The sequence below is a fragment of the Nocardia sp. NBC_00508 genome, from assembly GCF_036346875.1.
Taxonomy (GTDB): Bacteria; Actinomycetota; Actinomycetes; order Mycobacteriales; family Mycobacteriaceae; genus Nocardia.
In genome coordinates this window covers 5,142,256-5,158,464 of sequence record NZ_CP107852.1, presented here as the reverse complement: position 1 = coordinate 5,158,464, position 16,209 = coordinate 5,142,256, and the positions used below count along the sequence as shown (strand labels likewise).

Annotated in this window: 12 protein-coding genes; 10 read left to right on the top strand and 2 right to left on the bottom strand. The window is 71.2% G+C overall.

Features of this window, described 5'->3' with window-relative positions:
- The first annotated feature begins 302 nt into the window (after nucleotides 1–302).
- Nucleotides 303–716 (top strand): DoxX family protein, encoded by a 414-nt coding sequence (locus tag OHA40_RS22940; protein ID WP_330228941.1) that lies wholly within the window; start codon nucleotides 303–305, stop codon nucleotides 714–716.
- On the opposite strand, the gene OHA40_RS22935 is transcribed toward OHA40_RS22940, so the two are convergent.
- Both OHA40_RS22935 and OHA40_RS22930 read right to left on the bottom strand, forming a co-directional pair.
- Entirely contained in the window at nucleotides 673–4,512 is a 3,840-nt protein-coding gene (locus tag OHA40_RS22935) for an ATP-dependent DNA helicase (protein WP_330228940.1), read from the bottom strand. The two genes, OHA40_RS22940 and OHA40_RS22935, sit on opposite strands and share 44 nt — an antisense overlap.
- Before the next feature lie 85 nt (nucleotides 4,513–4,597).
- Nucleotides 4,598–8,017 (bottom strand): ATP-dependent helicase, encoded by a 3,420-nt coding sequence (locus OHA40_RS22930; RefSeq protein ID WP_442943793.1) that lies wholly within the window; start codon nucleotides 8,015–8,017, stop codon nucleotides 4,598–4,600.
- A gap of 72 nt (nucleotides 8,018–8,089) precedes the next feature.
- Between OHA40_RS22930 and OHA40_RS22925 the strand changes: the two genes are divergently transcribed.
- The 9 genes from OHA40_RS22925 to mtnC all read left to right on the top strand — a co-directional run bounded on the left by OHA40_RS22925 (nucleotide 8,090) and on the right by mtnC (nucleotide 16,087).
- Complete coding sequence (locus OHA40_RS22925; RefSeq protein ID WP_330228938.1) at nucleotides 8,090–8,866, top strand: alpha/beta hydrolase; 777 nt, start codon at nucleotides 8,090–8,092, stop codon at nucleotides 8,864–8,866.
- 4 nt (nucleotides 8,867–8,870) lie between these two features.
- Nucleotides 8,871–9,224 (top strand): MGMT family protein, encoded by a 354-nt coding sequence (locus OHA40_RS22920; protein WP_330228937.1) that lies wholly within the window; start codon nucleotides 8,871–8,873, stop codon nucleotides 9,222–9,224.
- 9 nt (nucleotides 9,225–9,233) lie between these two features.
- A complete protein-coding gene (locus tag OHA40_RS22915) occupies nucleotides 9,234–9,989 on the top strand; it encodes a VOC family protein (protein WP_330228936.1) in 756 nt (251 codons plus the stop codon).
- A gap of 82 nt (nucleotides 9,990–10,071) precedes the next feature.
- On the top strand, nucleotides 10,072–11,814 hold the full coding sequence (locus tag OHA40_RS22910; protein ID WP_330228935.1) for an NTP transferase domain-containing protein: 1,743 nt from the start codon (nucleotides 10,072–10,074) through the stop codon (nucleotides 11,812–11,814).
- A 548-nt stretch (nucleotides 11,815–12,362) separates the two neighbouring features.
- The gene (locus OHA40_RS22905; protein ID WP_330228934.1) at nucleotides 12,363–12,536 is read left to right on the top strand and encodes a hypothetical protein; all 174 of its coding nucleotides are present in this window, start codon (nucleotides 12,363–12,365) and stop codon (nucleotides 12,534–12,536) included.
- Between the two features lie 162 nt (nucleotides 12,537–12,698).
- On the top strand, nucleotides 12,699–13,049 hold the full coding sequence (locus OHA40_RS22900) for a DUF1330 domain-containing protein (protein ID WP_330228933.1): 351 nt from the start codon (nucleotides 12,699–12,701) through the stop codon (nucleotides 13,047–13,049).
- Nucleotides 13,050–13,128: 79 nt separating this feature from the next.
- Nucleotides 13,129–14,826 (top strand): S-methyl-5-thioribose-1-phosphate isomerase, encoded by a 1,698-nt coding sequence (mtnA, locus tag OHA40_RS22895; protein ID WP_330228932.1) that lies wholly within the window; start codon nucleotides 13,129–13,131, stop codon nucleotides 14,824–14,826.
- Entirely contained in the window at nucleotides 14,823–15,398 is a 576-nt protein-coding gene (locus OHA40_RS22890) for a 1,2-dihydroxy-3-keto-5-methylthiopentene dioxygenase (protein WP_330228931.1), read from the top strand. The genes mtnA and OHA40_RS22890 overlap by 4 nt, the downstream gene beginning before the upstream one ends.
- The gene (mtnC, locus tag OHA40_RS22885) at nucleotides 15,395–16,087 is read left to right on the top strand and encodes an acireductone synthase (RefSeq protein ID WP_330228930.1); all 693 of its coding nucleotides are present in this window, start codon (nucleotides 15,395–15,397) and stop codon (nucleotides 16,085–16,087) included. Before OHA40_RS22890 ends, mtnC begins: the two co-directional genes overlap by 4 nt.
- Nucleotides 16,088–16,209: the final 122 nt, after the last annotated feature.

The window sequence follows — 16,209 nt, the reverse complement described above, 5'->3', positions numbered from 1 at the left end:
GACACCTGTGCTTGTTGTGCGGCGCCCGCGGCGTTGCGTGTTCGCGGCCCCCTCATGGCTCGAACCGAGAAGGCTCGATTTCGCTTCGCTCGAAAAAGGGAGTCGAGCCGAGTGGTTGCGTACCTGCTCGTGTCGGTCATCTCCGGTATTTCTTGTCCCTCCGGCACAGCACGCGAGCCTACCCGTGTCTGTTCCCGCGGCGCTCGCGGCGCTCGCGCCCGACTGTGGCTCGCGCACGGGAATGCTCGGTCTGGCGCCGGCCTGGGCTCGACGCGGACACCGGACGGATGCAAGGGTGCCTCATGGCAGAAAACACGCTGACACCCGCGCGCGACGCCGGGCGACGCCCCGCGCTCGCCTTGGCCGCCCTGCTGTTCGGCACCGGAGTGCTGCATTTCGTGTGGCCGAAGCCCTTCGACTCGATCGTGCCGCGCGCTCTGCCCGGACGAGCCCGCGACTACACCTACGCCTCCGGTGTGGCCGAACTCGGCGTCGCCGCCGCGCTCGCGATCCCGCGGACCCGCGGCTTCGGCGGGCGCCTCGCCGCGCTGCTGTTCATCGCGGTGTTCCCGGCCAATGTCCAGTTCGCGGCGGACATGCTCGCCAGCGAGAAGGCGCCGCGGCTGGTCAAGATCGGCTCGGCGCTGCGGCTTCCGCTGCAGATCCCGCTGATCACCCAGTCGCTGGCGGTGAGTCGACGGGCGCGGCGTTCCTGATCAGCTCGGCCAGCTCGCCGGGGCCGGCCAGCGTGGCCGGCGCGATGGTGCGCCCGGTACGCACGTAGTGGAACGCGGCGCCGATCCGAGGCAGCATCTCCTGTTCTGGGCGGCCCTCACGCGCGGCCATCAACCGCGCCCAGGCCAAGCGATAGACGGCCAGCTGCATGGCGACCGCGGGTTCCTCGGCGGGGCCCGGCTCGGCGCCGGTCTTCCAGTCGACCACGATCCAGCGGCCGCCCGGTTCGGCGAATACCGCGTCCATGCGCCCGCGGATCACGGTGCCTGCGATCGAGGTCTCGAACGGGATCTCCACCTCGACCGGGCTGCGGTTGGCCCATGGCGAGTTCAGGAACGCCTCCTGCATCGCGGTCAGCTCGGCGTCCGATCCCGCGTCGGCCGCGCCACCATCGGCCGCGCCGGGCAGCTCATCGAAGCCGAGCAGACGGGTGGAGCCGAACCAGCGCTGCACCCAGGCGTGGAACGCGGTGCCGCGGCGGGCCAGCGGATTCGGCGGGTAGGGCAGCGGACGACGCAGGCGGGCGGCGAGTTTCGCGGGGTCGGCGCGCAGTTCGACCAGCGCCGTCGCCGCGATCTGACCGGGTAGCTCGACCGCCTCGGCGGCAGCCGCGGCCGCCTGATGCTCGGCCAGCAGGGCGTCGACGTCGGCGGCCCAACCTTCGGGATCGTCCGGGTCGGGCGCGCGGTGCGCCTGCTCGGGCGGGTAGGCGTCCTCCGGTGGGGGCGGAGCGAAGCCGCTCGCGAAGGCGGGCTCGTCGGCCGACAGGTACTCCTCGACCGGGTCCGGGGCGGTGCCGTAGTAGGGCTCGAGATCCGCGTACGGGTCGGCGAATTCGGTTGCGATGAAATCGAAATCGGGGGGATCCGCGAACTCGTCCAGTGGGTCCGGGGGGAACTCGTCGTCCGGCGGGTAGTGGTCAGAGGCGTGGATCGCGTCCTGGTATGCGGGCGCGACGCGGTCGGCCGCGGCGCTGTGCGAGTTCGGATCGCGGTGCGCGGTCGCTGGGCGCGCACGAAGGTCGGCGAGGGCGGCGCGGACCAGTGCGGCGCCCTGTTCGATGGGGTCGCGGCGGGTACTGAGCGGGTCGCGCGGCCACTCGGCGGTGGCCGGGTTGTGGGTGAAAGGGTTGACGGCGTCGGGCGCGGGCGGGTCGTCCCACCGGTCGATCGCCAGGACACCGTGCGCGGGGCTGTCGGGGTCCTCGTTCGCCCGCTTCAACTCCAGCAGGAAATCCGAGGGCCCTTTCGGGCTGCTGCCGGTCTCCGCCCAGTGGTGCGCGGAAACCAGCAGCACGCGTTCGGTTCTGGTGAGCGCGACATAGAACAGGCGGCGTTCCTCGTCGATCCGGCGGCGCTCCAGCGCCTCCTTGTGCGCCTTGATCGCGCGGTCTAGGTCGGCGCGGTCGTACAGGTCGGTGAGGTCGAGCACCGGAACGCCCTCGGCCGCGTCGTCCTGTTTGCGGTCACCCCGCAGAGAAGTGGGCAGCTCGGCGAGCGCGCCCAACCACGTGCCGGTGCCGACCTTGGACGGAAACACGCCCTCCACCACGTGCGGGACCGCCACGATCTCCCATTCCAGGCCCTTCGCAGCGTGCACGGTCAGCACCTGTACACGGTCCTTGGCGACCTCCACCTCTCCCGGTTCCAGCCCGTTCTCGACCTCTTCGGCGGCGGCGAGGAACGCGAGCAGCCCGCCGAGAGAGGCGCCGGTGTCGGCGGCGTATCCGGCCACCACCTCGGCGAACGCGTCCAAGTGCTCGCGTCCGGCGCCGGTTCCCGCCATCGCTCGGCGCGTCTGAGTCTCCACGCCAACGCCGATGGTGCGTTCGACGTCGGCGACCAATTCCGCGAGCGGCTGGCCGCTGCGTTCGCGCAACGCGGCCAGTTCCCGGCCCAGCGCCTCGATCCGGGCGAAACCAGCTTCCGAATATTGCTGCGGCGTACCGGGATCGGCGATCGCGTCGGCCAGACCGGCTTGTTCCGCCGGTTCCGGCGCCACCTCACGCAGCGCCTCGTCGAGTGCGGCGCCGTCGGCTATCTCGGCCGTGGCGTCGGACGCGGGACGCCGGATCGACAAGTCCCGTGCCCGGCGGGCGAGCGCGGCGATGTCGGCGACGCCGATGCGCCAGCGCGCGCCGGTCAGCACCCGCATGGCGGCGCTGCCCGAGCCCGGTTCGGCGATCAACCGCAGGGTGGCGACGACGTCGGCGACCTCCGGTGTGGCGAGCAAGCCGCCGAGCCCGACGATCTCCACCGGGAGTCCCTGCGCGCGAAGCGCTTCCGCGAGCGGCGCGGCATCCGCGTTGCGGCGCACGAGCACCGCGGAGGTCGGCGGCGGCTGTTGGTCCGCGCGCCGGGCGGCCCACTCTGCGGCGATCCGCTCGGCCAGCCACGCACGTTCGGTGGCCACGGTCTCGGTCAGCGCCAGTGCCACGACGCCCTGCTCCGCCTCGGGTTTGGCGCGCAACGTGTCGACGGTGACCCCACGGCCCTCGATCGCCTTGCGGCGCAATGGTTCCGCGACCAGATTCGCCAGTGCCAGCGCCTGCGGCGGATTGCGCCAGCTGGTCAGCAGCGCCAAGGTGGGCGCGGGGACGCCGGGCGCGTCGGGGAAGTCGGTGGCGAACCGGGGCAGATTCGCCGCGGACGCGCCACGCCAGCCGTAGATCGATTGCATCGGGTCGCCGACCGCCGTCACCGCAAGACGCTGTGCATCGCGCGCCCCGTCCGGTGCCAACGGGCCGCGCGCACCACCGCGCGGCGAAGCGACATCCTCCGTACTCCTGGCGAAGTGCGGATCATGCGCACCGGCACGCCGCGACTCCTCATGCGCAACAGGCCGGGTAGCCGCGTTCTCCTGGTCGCCGCCGAACAGGGCGGCGAGCAGGACCCGCTGAGCGTGGCCGGTGTCCTGATACTCGTCGAGCAGGACCAGCCGGAAGCGGGCGCGTTCGGCGGCCGCTACTTCGGGGTGTTCGGCGGCGAGCCGGGCGGCGAGTGACATCTGCGCGCCGAAATCCAGTGCGCCGCGGCGGCGCAGCGCCTCGGCGAGCTGGTGCACCAGCGGCAGCAGGGCTACCCGTTCCCGCTGCACCTGCACGATGTTCAGCAGCGTTTGGCTCGGCCCGCCGCGCTGGCGCGGACCCGCGGGCAGCGTGTGCACCAGCTTCTCCAGCTCGGTATGCGCCTCGGCCAATTCCTCGGGCTCGACCAGATGCTCGGCCAGCTGGCCGGACAACGCGAGCACCGCCTCGGTGACCGACACCGGCGTGCGATCGGTGTCCAGGTCGCCGTCCCAGGTCCGGACCACTTGGTGGGCCAGCTGCCAGAGCTGGGTCTCGGTGAGCAGGGTCGCCGAAGGTTCCACCGGCAGCAGCAGCCCGTGTTCGGTGAGCAGCCTGCCCGCATAGGAGTGATACGTGCTGATTTCCGGTTCCGCGCCGGTCAGCTGCGCCCGCAGCTGTCCGGTCGGATCGAGTTCACGCAGCAACGGCGCACCAGCGAGCCGGGCGAGCCGGGTCCGGATGCGGGTGGTCAACTGCTGCGCGGCTTTGCGGGTGAAGGTCAGCCCCAGCACCTCATCGGGCTGGACGATCCGATTGGCGACCATCCACACCACGCGCGCGGCCATCGTCTCGGTCTTGCCCGCCCCCGCGCCCGCGACCACCAGGGTCGGCCCCGGCGGCGCCGCGATAACGGCCGCCTGCTCGTCGGTCGGCGGCGGCAGACCGAGCGCCTGCGCCAGCTGATGCGGCGTCACCTGGCCGCCGCTCACGGCGGCGCCTCACCCGGGTGCGTCATCGCTCCGTGCGCGATCATCCGCGGCGGGTACGAGCGTGTGGCGGCCTCGGTCGACCCGCTCACTCGTCGGTCACCTGCCTCCCCCGGTCCTGCACGGGGCAGCTGCCCGCGACCGCGCAGTGGCGGCACGCGTCGTTGCGCATGGCGAGATAGCTGGGGCCCTGGGTGGACGCGGCGGCTTCGTGGATCGTGTCACGCCATGTGTCGAGGGCCTCGGCGTCCAGCGGAGGCTGCATGCGCTGGGTCGCGCCCTCCGCCTTGCTCGGTTTGGCGACATACACCAACCGTGCGCCACCGGGATCGTTGACCGCATCGGATTCGCCTGCGGCAGAAGTTTCTTCATCACCGGCGTCGAGCGCGCCCATGGCGGCCGCCACCTGATAGGTCGCCAGCTGGGCGTGATCGGCGGCGGCCTGCTTGGTGACCGGGGACTTGCCGGTCTTCACGTCCACGATGACGAATCGGCCATGCGCATCACGTTCCAGCCGGTCGACTCGGCCCCGAATCCGCACGGCGAGTTCGTCTTCCGTGCGCGCGGGCAGCACGCAGTCGACCGGTACCTCGACACCGGCCTGGGTGAGTTCGCCCCGGGTGTTGCGGACCCAGGCCAGGAAGGTCTCCAGCATCGCCTCGGTGCGGCGCAGCTCCTGCCTGGAGTGCCAGCCGGTGCCGGGATCGACCGCCTGCCAGGCGCGATCCAGCGCCGCGCGCACCTGAGCCTCGGGCACCTTGCCCGCCAGCGCCTGCACCAGGGTATGCACCAGGTTGCCCTTGACGGCATGCGGATTGTCGCCGTCGGTGCCGCCGTTGCGTTCCAGCGCCCAGCGCAGCGGGCAGGTGCGCAGCAATTCGACGGTGGAGGGCGAGAGCGCGACAGCGCCGTCGTCGTCGGTCCACAGCGGGCGGCGCGAGCTGAGTTCGGCGGTGCCGTACCAGTCGTCGGGATGGCTGCCGCGCACGCCCGCGTCCGCCAGCCGCGCCAGCTGCTGCGCTGCCCGCCGCCTGCGGTCGGGGTCGGCGTCGGGATCACAGACGACGCCGCGCAATTCGGCCATCAAAGAGTGCATCACCAGCGCACGGCCGGGATCGACCACCGGAAGCGCGCCGGGCTCGCCGTCGTCGTCGGGCCCGAGCAGCTCGGCGAGGAAACGTGACGGCACCAGATCGCGTTCCCCCGCGACCGATTCCACGGCCGTAACCAGCAGCGATCGCCGGGCCCGGCTGCACGCGACGAGCAGCAGTCTGCGTTCCTCGGCCAGGATCGGCGCCGCACGGCTCACCCGCTCCCCGGCATCGGACACGCCCGCGGTGAGATCGACCAGGTCCTCGGTGTGCAGCAGGGTGCCGCGCGATCGCGGGTTGGGCCAGATCCCCTCCTGCACCGCGGCGACGGCGACCACGTCCCATTCCCGCCCGGCGGCGGCGTGCGCGCTCAGCAGCGCGACCGCCTCGCCCGGCGCGGTCCGCGGCGCCGCGTCGTGCGGAATCTCCTGCTGCATCAGGTAGTCCACGAAACCCTCGATGCCGGCCCGCGGCAGCTGGTCGACGTAGGCGGCGGCCGCGTCGAACAGCCCGACGGCGGCGTCCAGATCGCGATCGGCCTGCATGCCGACCGCGCCGCCGCGCTCGGATTGGGCCACCCAGCGCCGCTCCAGCCGGGAACCGGTCCACAGCGCCCACAGCACGTCCTCCAAGCCCGCGCCACGCCCACGCGCCTTGCGCCCCCGGTTCAGCGCGTCCGACACCCGGCGCAGCGGAGCGGCCTCGACCTCGGTGAGCCGGTCCAGGATCGCCGCATCGCCGGTTCCGATCAGCAGGTCACGCAACACCTGCGCCGAGGGGCGGTCCAGGTCCGCGCCGCGATCCGGCGGCGAATCATCCGTAGTCTCCATGGTTTTCGCCCCGCCGCGCGCGGACTGGAGCACCACGCGCCGGATGCCGCGCCGCAGGCGGCGCAAAGCGATCTGATCAGCGCCGCCGAGCGGACCGGCCAGCAGGTCGAGGGCGTCTTCCGGCTCGAACGCCGATTCCGCTCCCCGTCCTACGGCCTCGCCGGCCAAAACCGCGCGCAGCGACAGCAACATCCAGGCCGCGCCGCGCCTGCGCGCCAACGGTGTGTCGAGCGCGGGCTGTTGCACCGGAACGCCCGCGGCGAGCAGGGCGCGGCGCAGCGGTGCCAGTGAGAGCGGCACCGAGCGGACGATCACCGCCATCCGCGACCACGGCACCCCGGCGGTGAGGTGCGCGCGGCGTAAATGGTCAGCGATGAGCGCCGCCTCCTTCGCCGGTGTGGCGAGCACACGGACGCGCACCTCCGCGCCGTCGTCCTGCGGCGCCACCTGGTCGGGCACCGGAAGGCGCTGCGGCGCACTGCCCGGCAGACGCGCGGCGATCCGCGCGACCGCCACCTCCACCTGACCGCTGAACCGATGGTTGTCCCGCAGGACGATGCGCTGCCCGTCCGGCGTGTCCAGGTCGGCGACGAACCGCGCGTCCGCGCCGCGGAAGGCGAAGACGGCCTGATCGGGATCGCCCGCGATCACCGTGGTCCGTGCGCCGCGCCCGATCGCCTTGACCAGGATCGCGGCCTGCGGATCGAGGTGCTGGGCGTCGTCGACCAGCAGGTACCTGATCCTGGCGCGTTCTGCGGCAAGCAGATTCGGGTCGGCGGCCAGCGCGTCCAGCGCCGCACCGATCAGTTCGGCGGCGTCCAGCGCGGGCGCCGTCGCCTCCGGCGCCTCCACGCCGACCGACCAGCGCAGCAGCATCGTCTGTTCGTAGCGGATGGCGAATTTGCCCGCCGCGACCCATTCCGGTTTGGCGTGCTCACGGCCCAGCCGGACCAGATCCTCCGGTCCGATACCCCGCTCGGTGGCCCGGAGCATGAGATCACGCAATTGCTCGGCGAATCCGCCGAGGGCGAGCGCGGGCCGCAGTCGCTCCGGCCACAGCCCGGTGGCGCCCGCGGCGATATCCGCCAGGTCGCCGCGCAACATTTCCCGGAGGACCGCGTCCTGCTCGGCGCCGGTCAGCAAACGCGGCGGCGGGTTGCCATGCGCCAGCGCGTGTCTGCGCAGCACCGAGAAGGCATACGAGTGCAGCGTGCGCACCAGCGGCTCCCGTGTGGCGCCGGGCACACCGTCCTCGGCACCGGGCCCGGCCAGCCGCGCGGTGATGGCGTCACGCAGTGCGCTCGCCGCCTGCTTCGAATGGGTCAGCACCAGCACCGATTCGGCGTCGGCCCCGACCGCGATGCGCCCGGCGGCGATGTCGACTAGCAGGGACGTTTTGCCCGTACCCGGGCCGCCGAGCACCTGCCAGGGTCGCCACCCGGGGCGCGTCGGCCCCGCCTCCGCCGGGGCGTCCAACAGCGCGCGAACGTCGGCGCCCCAGGCTCGCGGCCGAGGCGCCACCACATTCCGGCGAACAAGTCGCACCGCGCCATCCGATCGCACCACGCGGGCTATTGCAACAGACACGACCGACACGCCGGTACGCCCCTCCGCTCTGCTGGGTCTGCGAGTGCTTCCGGCGCAGGTCACAATGAACCGGTGTCTGTTTTGAATGTCCATCGGTTCGGTCCGACGACGGGACCGGTGGTGCTCGCCCTGCACGGTGTGACCGGTCACGGCAAACGCTGGGAAGACCTGGCCACCCGGCATCTGCCCGACCTCCGCGTGCTCGCCCCCGACCTGCGCGGACATGGTCGCTCGACCGCGCTGCCGCCGTGGAACTTCGAGACCATCGTCGCCGACCTCGTCGAACTGCTCGCCACCGAGGCCGACGGACCGGTGGTGGTGGTCGCGCATTCGTTCGGCGGCGCGTGCGCATTGCATCTTGCGCACCGTCATCCGGAATTGGTGCGCAAGCTCGTGCTGCTCGACCCGGCCATCGCGCTGGAACCGGAATGGCTCAACGAGATCGCGCTGTCCACGCTGGTCTCCGCCGACTACGCCAGCGTCGAGCGGGCGCGGCAGGACAAGTTGAACAGTGGCTGGAGCGACGTGGAGCCGCGGCTGCTGGAGGCCGAGCTCACCGAGCATCTGATGCCCACCGCGGACGGGCGCGTCGGCTGGCGGATGAGCCTGCCCGCGATCAACTCCTATTGGGGTCAGCTGGCCCGGCACTGGGTGTTGCCGCCCGCCGAGCTGCCCACCGTGCTGGTGCAGGCGATGAAGGTCGACCCTCCGTTCGTCACGCCGGAGTTCCGCGCGGCGCTCACCGAGCACATGGGCGCCAACCTGACCGTGCTCGAATGGAATTGCGATCATATGGTCGCCCAGGCGTATCCGGCCGAGACCGGCGAACTCGTGCGTTCGGTGCTCTGACCCGATGCCGACGACCGACGCCCAGATCGAGCAGGTACGCACGCTGGTGGCGTCGATCCCGCGCGGCCGGGTGGCCACCTACGGCGACATCGCCGCCGCCGTCGGCCTGTCCACGCCGCGCACGGTCGGCTGGATCATGCGCACCGACGCCGCCGACCTGCCCTGGCATCGCGTGCTCGGCGCGAGCGGTCGACCCGCCGCGCACCTGGCCCATCGCCAGCTGCGCCTGCTCGCCGAGGAAGGCGTGCCGATCCGGGAAGGTCGCGTCGACCTGCGCGCCGCCCGCTTCCCGTTCCCCGATCCCCCGCACTGCGTGCCGCCTGCCGAAACAGCTCCGCGACGCACCGAAGGCCAGTAACGTTGATCCGTGCCCACGCGTCTGGCGTGCGTCGTGTTCCATGCCGACCGGCAGCGGTCGGTCGCGGACTTCTGGGCCGAACTGCTCGGCTGGAGCGTGACGCTGGACCGTCCCGATCGAGTGGACGTCGTAGCCGCCGACCCCGACGGCCCCCGACTCGCCCTCACCTTCTTACCCGCGATGCGCGCCAAGATCGGCAAGAACCGCCTGCACCTCGATCTGGCCACCCGCTCGCTCGACCATCAGCGCACCCAGGTGGACCGGGCGCTGGCGCTGGGGGCGCGCCGGGTGAACATCGGCCAGGGCGCGGTGCCGTGGACGGTGCTCGCCGATCCGGAGGGCAACGAGTTCTGCGTGCTCGAGCCAAGGGAGGAGTACGTGGACACCGGAGCCGTCGCGGCGATCGTGGTCGACACGCGCGACCCGGCGCGCCTGGCCGAATTCTGGTCGGTCGCCACCGGCTGGTCGTTCGCACGCCGCGGCGCGCAACTGGCCGGGCTGCGTTCGCCGACCGGGCTCGGCTCCTGGCTGGAGTTCGTGCACACTCCCGACGCCGGGTCCGGCCGCACCAGGCTGCATCTGGATCTCAGCCCGTTTCCGGACGATGACCAGGCCGCCGAGGTGGCCAGGCTGCATGCCGCGGGCGCCACGACGGTCGATCGGGGCGCCCCTGCTCCCGACCGGGAGACCGACCTCGTGCTCGCCGATCCGGAGGACAACGAGTTCCGTCTGCTGCGGCCCGCCCGCTTCTGGTCGAACGCCTGATCCGCGCCGTCCGCTCCGGGGCTTCCCGGCACTGACGAATTAGCATGGCCGCCATGGTGTACCTAGCTCGAGGTCGTGGCGTGTGACGGCCGCCGACGCGATCGTGCTCGCCGGAGGCCGGGCCAGCCGGATGGGCGGTGTGGACAAACCCGCGATCGTCATCGGCGGCCGTTCCATGCTCGAGGTGGCGCTCGCCGCGGTCGGCTCCTGCGCGCACACCGTGGTGGTCGGTCCGCATCGACCCGAACTGCCGCCGGAGATCATCCAGGTCAGGGAGGTGCCGCCCGGTTCGGGGCCGGTGGCCGCGATCGATACGGGGTTGCACGCGCTCGGCTCCGCCGCGCCCCTGGTGGTGGTGCTCGCCGCGGACCTGCCTTTCCTGTCCGAGTGGGCGATCGCCGAACTCGTGCGGCACAGCACCGAATCCGGCGCGGACGCGGTGTTCGCGGCCGACGAGTCGGGACGCCCGCAGTACCTGATCGGAGTGTGGCGGCGCTCCGCGCTGGCGGCCGCGCTGTCCGGGCTCGGCGCGTTGATCAACCAGCCGATGAAGGCGCTGGTGCCGCCCGACGCCGCCATCATCCCGCTGCCCGGCGTCGGCGATTGCGACACCGAGGAGCAGGTGCGACAGGCCAGGGCCGCGGTCGGAATGCCGCGCATGCACCCGCCGCTGGCCCTCGACGAGGCACGAAACATCTTGCGCGGCAAGCTCACCCGGCTGACCGCGTATGAGGCGGACCTGCGTTCGGTAACCGGCGCCGCGCTCGCGGGTCCGCTGACGGCGGCCGGTCCGCTGCCCCGCTTCGACGTGTCCGCGATGGACGGCTACGCGGTGGCGGGCGACGGGCCGTGGCGCCTGCGCCACGATATCGGCTTCGCGGGCGGGCGGCGTCCGGTGGGGCTGCTGTCCGGTGAGGCGGTGCGGATCGCGACGGGCGCGCATGTTCCGGACGGCACCACCGGCGTGCTGCGCGACGAGTTCGTGCACATCGCCGACAAGACCCTCTTCCGGCTGCCGGATACGCCACAACGCGACGACATCCGCCGCCGCGGCGAGGACCGCGAGGTCGGCGATCTGGTCGCGGCGGAAGGTGCGCCGGTCACCGCGGCGCTGATCTCCGCGGCCGCGAGCGTCGAGGTCACTGTGGCGGCGGTGCGCGGCCCGGTGCGCGCCCGCATCGTGATGACCGGTGACGAGATCCGTAGCGAGGGTCCGTTGCAGGCGGGCCAGACCCGCGACTCGATCGGCCCGATTCTGCCGGACCTGTTGTCCTGGTATGGCATTCGCACCGCCGACCGGGTACATCTGCGCGACACTCCGCACGGCTTCGACGAAGTCCTGGCCGCGACACCGGACGGCGATCTGCTGGTGATCGTCGGCGCGACCGGCGGCGGAGCTGCCGACCAGCTCCGTGCGGCGCTGGCCCGCACCGGGGCCGAGATCGTCGTGCCGCGCCTGCGCCTGCGTCCCGGCGGTTCCACCGTCGTGGCCGAGCTCGCGTCCGGCACCACGGTGCTCGGCCTTCCCGGCAACCCGTTCGCCGCCGTCGCGACGCTCATGGCCCTGGCCCCCGCGATCGTCGAGGGGCGCACCGGCGCGCCTTCCGCGCGTCCGCAGCGCGGGCCGCTGCGCAACGCCGCCGAGATCGCGGGCCAAGTGCCGCGCATCGTCCCCGCCCGCACCGTCGACCAGGGCGGCTGGGTCGGCGACCCGACCGTTCGCACCGCGCACCTCGGCGGGCTGATCGACCGCGACGGTCTGGTCATCGTCCCGCCCGAGGCCGTCGACGGCGCGATCGTCGAATTCCTCCCGCTGCGCTGGTGAACGCGGACGAGTGGTCCGCCCTCCAGCGAGCGGACCGTGCGAACCATGATGGCGCGGAGGACGAAAACGACTGTGGTACTTGAGTTTCCAGTGCAGAGGCGAGAACGAGCTGGACATGACACTCGCCTCCCGGAGCACGATGCGCATGGAACCCGTTCCGCCACAAGTTTTTCCGTCTCCGCATGACCGTCATCCCAGGCGGCGATCACATGCACCACGACAGCAGAATTGAATTCGTCGGCATATACGCAAAGAGGTCCGGTCCAGGTCGATATCGGCACGAAGAAACGTTCCCGCGAGACGGTGCGATTGTTCCTGATTACATTTCGATAGAGCGGCACCCGAGAGGCTTCGGAAAATGTATCATGCGCCGTCGGAACGGCCGGATTCGCCAATGAATCCCGCCATCAACAACGCATCTACCTGCAAGAACACGGCAAACGGCCGCTACGGACCATATTTTTCACTTCCCCTTCCGAAAGCCATTCCCGCTCGCTATCGTGTGATCGTTAGGCGAATATCAATCCCCCGGAAAGGACCGAGTGGAGATGGCTGAAAAGTCGAAGAAAACGCCTAAGAAAATGCCGAAGCAGATGCCGAGGCAGCAGCAGCAACAGCGCCAGGAGCAGGGCATGCCCGAGGGCGCGAATCCGGAAAGCCGTCGGGGCAGCAAGTCCGAGATGCCCGACCGGCGCGGCGAGCAGGACCGCCGCTACCAGTAGCTGATCTGCGCCACGCCGCGCCGCCGGTTCCCTACTCCTCCCGGGACCGGCGGCCGCGGTCTGTATGCGGGCGCTTACCACCGAGATAATTGCCCGGCCATGCGGCGCGAACTTACGGTCGATTGGACGCCAACCCCGGCGTCATCGGAACGAAGGAACGCCATGTCCGCCTATGGCTTCGCCCACCTGCGCAATCGCAGGCCCCACCCCGACATTCTCCAGTACCTGGAACGCATCCAGGCAACGTTGGACCCGTTCGGCGGTCGTTTCGTCATCCACGGACCCCCGGCCGAGGTCGTGGAAGGCAGTTGGCCCGGCAGCATGGTGCTGATCGAGTTCCCCGGCATGACCGAGGCGCGGGAGTGGTACTACTCGTCCGCCTACCAAGAGATCTTGCCGCTGCGCGCCGATCACATCGACGGCGACCTGGTGCTGATCGAAGGCGTCGGCCCCGCTTACGACCCACGCGATCGCGCCGCGAAGCTGCGCGCCGAGACGCCAGGGGCAGCCTGACGCGATTGTCGGCCATCCACCGCCGTCCGATACCGTTGACCAGGCACGACCCGGCTCGACGCGACGAAGGATGCGCCTGATGGACGACAGCTCTCTGCTCTGGGACGACGGTGCACTCGTCACCATCGACCAGCGCGGACTGCCACACGAGGTGCGAGAACTGCGGCTGAGCACGGTCGACCAGGTCATCGACGCGATCAGAACGCTGGCCGTTCGCGGCGCGCCCGCCATCGGCATCGCGGGGGCGTTCGGCGTGGTGCTCGCCACCGCCGCGCACACGATCGAGGGCGTCGTCGACGAGGCGGCGGTACAGGCCGAGGCGGATCGGATCGCCGCCGCTCGCCCGACCGCGGTCAACCTGGCCTGGGCGGTGCGGCGGGTCCGGGCGAAGGTGGCCCGGGGCGCGGACGCGGTGCTCGCCGAAACGCTGGACATGCTGGCCGAGGACGGCCGGGTCAATCGGGCCGCCGCCACCAACGCCGCAGACCTGGTGCAGCGCTTGTGCCCCGACCGTCCGCTGCGGGTACTCACCCACTGCAATACCGGCAGGCTCGCGACCAGCGCGTTCGGCACCGCCATCGGCACGCTCCGGGTGCTGTCCGAGCGCGGCGCGATCGAGCAGGTCCTGGTCGACGAGACCCGCCCGCTGTTACAGGGCGCGCGCCTGACCACCTGGGAACTGGCCGAGGCGGGCATCCCGCATCGGCTGACCATCGACGCCGCGGCCGCGTGGGCGATGGCGAGCGGGCAGGTCGATTGTGTGCTGGTCGGCGCCGACCGCGTCACCGCCAACGGCGATGTCGCCAATAAGATCGGCACCTACGGCCTCGCGCTGGCCGCACGGCATCACGGCATCCCGTTCGTCGTGGTCGCCCCGGAGTCGACCCGCGATCCCGATATGGCCACCGGCCGCGAGATCGTCGTGGAGGAACGCGCGGCACATGAGGTGATCGGATTCGGCGGTGTGGCAACGGCTCCCGCGCAGACCGAGGTCTTCAATCCGGCTTTCGACGTGACGCCGGGTGAGCTGGTGACCGCGGTGGTCACGGAGGACGGCGTGGTGCATCGCTCTGATGCGGAGCACGGCACGGCAATCGCGGACACCCCCCGCGAACTCCGATCCGATCCCCCGCACGGCGCGGCGATCGCCGACATCGCCCGCGAGCTCTACCGGCGCGGCTGGATGCCGGGCACGGCGGGCAATATCTCGGTGCGCACCGGCGCGACCGCCGTCGTCACCGGTAGCGGGCTGTCCAAAGGCGAACTCACCGAGCGCGACATGGTCACCGTGCGCGTCGCGGATTCGGCGCCGGTGTCCGATCATGGCCGCAAGCCCTCGGCGGAGACCACGATCCACAACGCCGTCTACCGGACCCGCCCAGCCCAGGCCGTGGTCCATATCCATCCGCCGTTCGCCACCGCGCTGGCCACCCACTCGGCCGTGCCCGGCGTGCTGAGTGCCGTTCGGATCACCGACTACGAGCTGATCAAGGGGCTCGGCGGCAGTGATCCGGCCGCCGCCGACATCCCGGTGTTCCCGAACTGGCCCGACGTGCCGCGCATCGGCGCGGACATCGAGCGCTACCTCCTCGACCATCCCGACGCTCTCCCGGTGCTGTTCATCGCCGGGCACGGAATCACCGCGTGGGGGGATAATCTCCCTCAGGCGCGCGATCGCGCCGAGTGCCTGGAAGCGTTGTGCGAGCTGGTCTCCCGCACCGGCAGCCCGGCCGCGTTCGGCCCGCGCGACGACGTTCTCGAGATTGGACTGACATGACTCTGCTGCAGGTGATGGCCGCCGACAACGCGGCCGACGTGCGCGTCCGCACCACCGACGACGAACAGATCGGCACCGAACTGGCCCGGCACGGCATCACGTTCGGCCGCTGGCCGGTGGTCGAGAACGCCGCGTCCACTTCCTCCGACGACCTGCTCGCCCACTACGCGAGCAACGTCGCCGACCTGAACGAGTCCGGGCGCTACAAGCACGTCGACATCGCCCGCATCCACCCCGACGACGCCGACCCGAACTGGCCGGAGGTCGCCAAGGGCGCGCGCGGGAAGTTCCTCGACGAGCACCGGCACGCCGAGGACGAGGTGCGCTTCTTCGCCGCCGGACGCGGCTGCTTCTACCTCCATCTCGGCCATGAAGTCCTCGCGGTGGTCTGCGAGGGCGGCGACCTGCTCTCGGTGCCCGCGGGCACACTGCACTGGTTCGACATGGGCGAGCGCCCGGATTTCATCGCCATCCGCTTCTTCGAGGAGGAGGACGGCTGGGTCGGCGACTTCACCGGCGACAAGCTCAGCGCGGACTTCCCCACCCTCGACGACCTGCTGACCGCGCCGTGACCGGCGCCGTCGTCGTCGACATCGAGGGCACCACCAGCCCCACCGCCGCGGTCCGCGAAGATCTGTACGGCTATACCCGGCAACGGCTTCCGGCGTGGCTGGCCGAGAACAGCTCCACCGCCGCGGCACCCGTGCTGGCCGCCACCAGGGAGCTGTCCGGGCGCCCGGACGCCGACCCGGCCGAGGTCGCCGCGATCCTGCGCGAGTGGCTCGACTCGGACGTGAAGGCCGAACCGCTCAAGACCGCCCAGGGCCTCATCTGCGCGGAGGGTTTCCGCAGCGGCGCACTGCACGGCGAGTTCTTCTCGGACGTGCCGCCCGCGCTCACGGCCTGGCATGCCGCAGGCTTCGCGCTGTACGTCTACTCGTCGGGATCGATACGCAATCAACAGGACTGGTTCGCCTTCGCGCGCGGCGGCAGCCTGTCCGGCTTGATCAGCGGGTACTTCGATCTGTCGACGGCGGGCGGTAAGCGCGAATCCTCGTCGTACGACAAGATCGCGGGCGCCATCGGCCTCCCGTCCGAGCGGATCCTGTTCCTGTCCGACCATCCGGACGAACTCGACGCCGCCACCGCCGCCGGTTGGCGGGTCGTCGGGCTGGCCCGGCCAGGCGAGCCCAATCCACCACGGCCGCCGCATCGCTGGGTCGATACGTTCGCAGATATCGATCCCGCCGGTCAGCCCTGACCAGGGTGCCGCCTCCCTCAGCACAGTCCGCACGCTTTATCAAGCGTGGTCCAGGCGGCGTCGATCAAAACGTTCTGGACCAGCTTCATGCCGATGTCCGGCACTTGGCAGGCAAATACCTG

What these genes read in the sequence shown, in the direction of transcription:
- OHA40_RS22940 (WP_330228941.1), top strand. Translation starts at nt 303, where the DNA reads ATGGCAGAAAACACGCTGACACCCGCGCGCGACGCCGGGCGACGCCCC.
- OHA40_RS22920 (WP_330228937.1), top strand. Translation starts at nt 8,871, where the DNA reads ATGCCGACGACCGACGCCCAGATCGAGCAGGTACGCACGCTGGTGGCG.
- OHA40_RS22905 (WP_330228934.1), top strand. Translation starts at nt 12,363, where the DNA reads ATGGCTGAAAAGTCGAAGAAAACGCCTAAGAAAATGCCGAAGCAGATG.
- OHA40_RS22900 (WP_330228933.1), top strand. Translation starts at nt 12,699, where the DNA reads ATGTCCGCCTATGGCTTCGCCCACCTGCGCAATCGCAGGCCCCACCCC.
- mtnA (WP_330228932.1), top strand. Translation starts at nt 13,129, where the DNA reads ATGGACGACAGCTCTCTGCTCTGGGACGACGGTGCACTCGTCACCATC.
- OHA40_RS22890 (WP_330228931.1), top strand. Translation starts at nt 14,823, where the DNA reads ATGACTCTGCTGCAGGTGATGGCCGCCGACAACGCGGCCGACGTGCGC.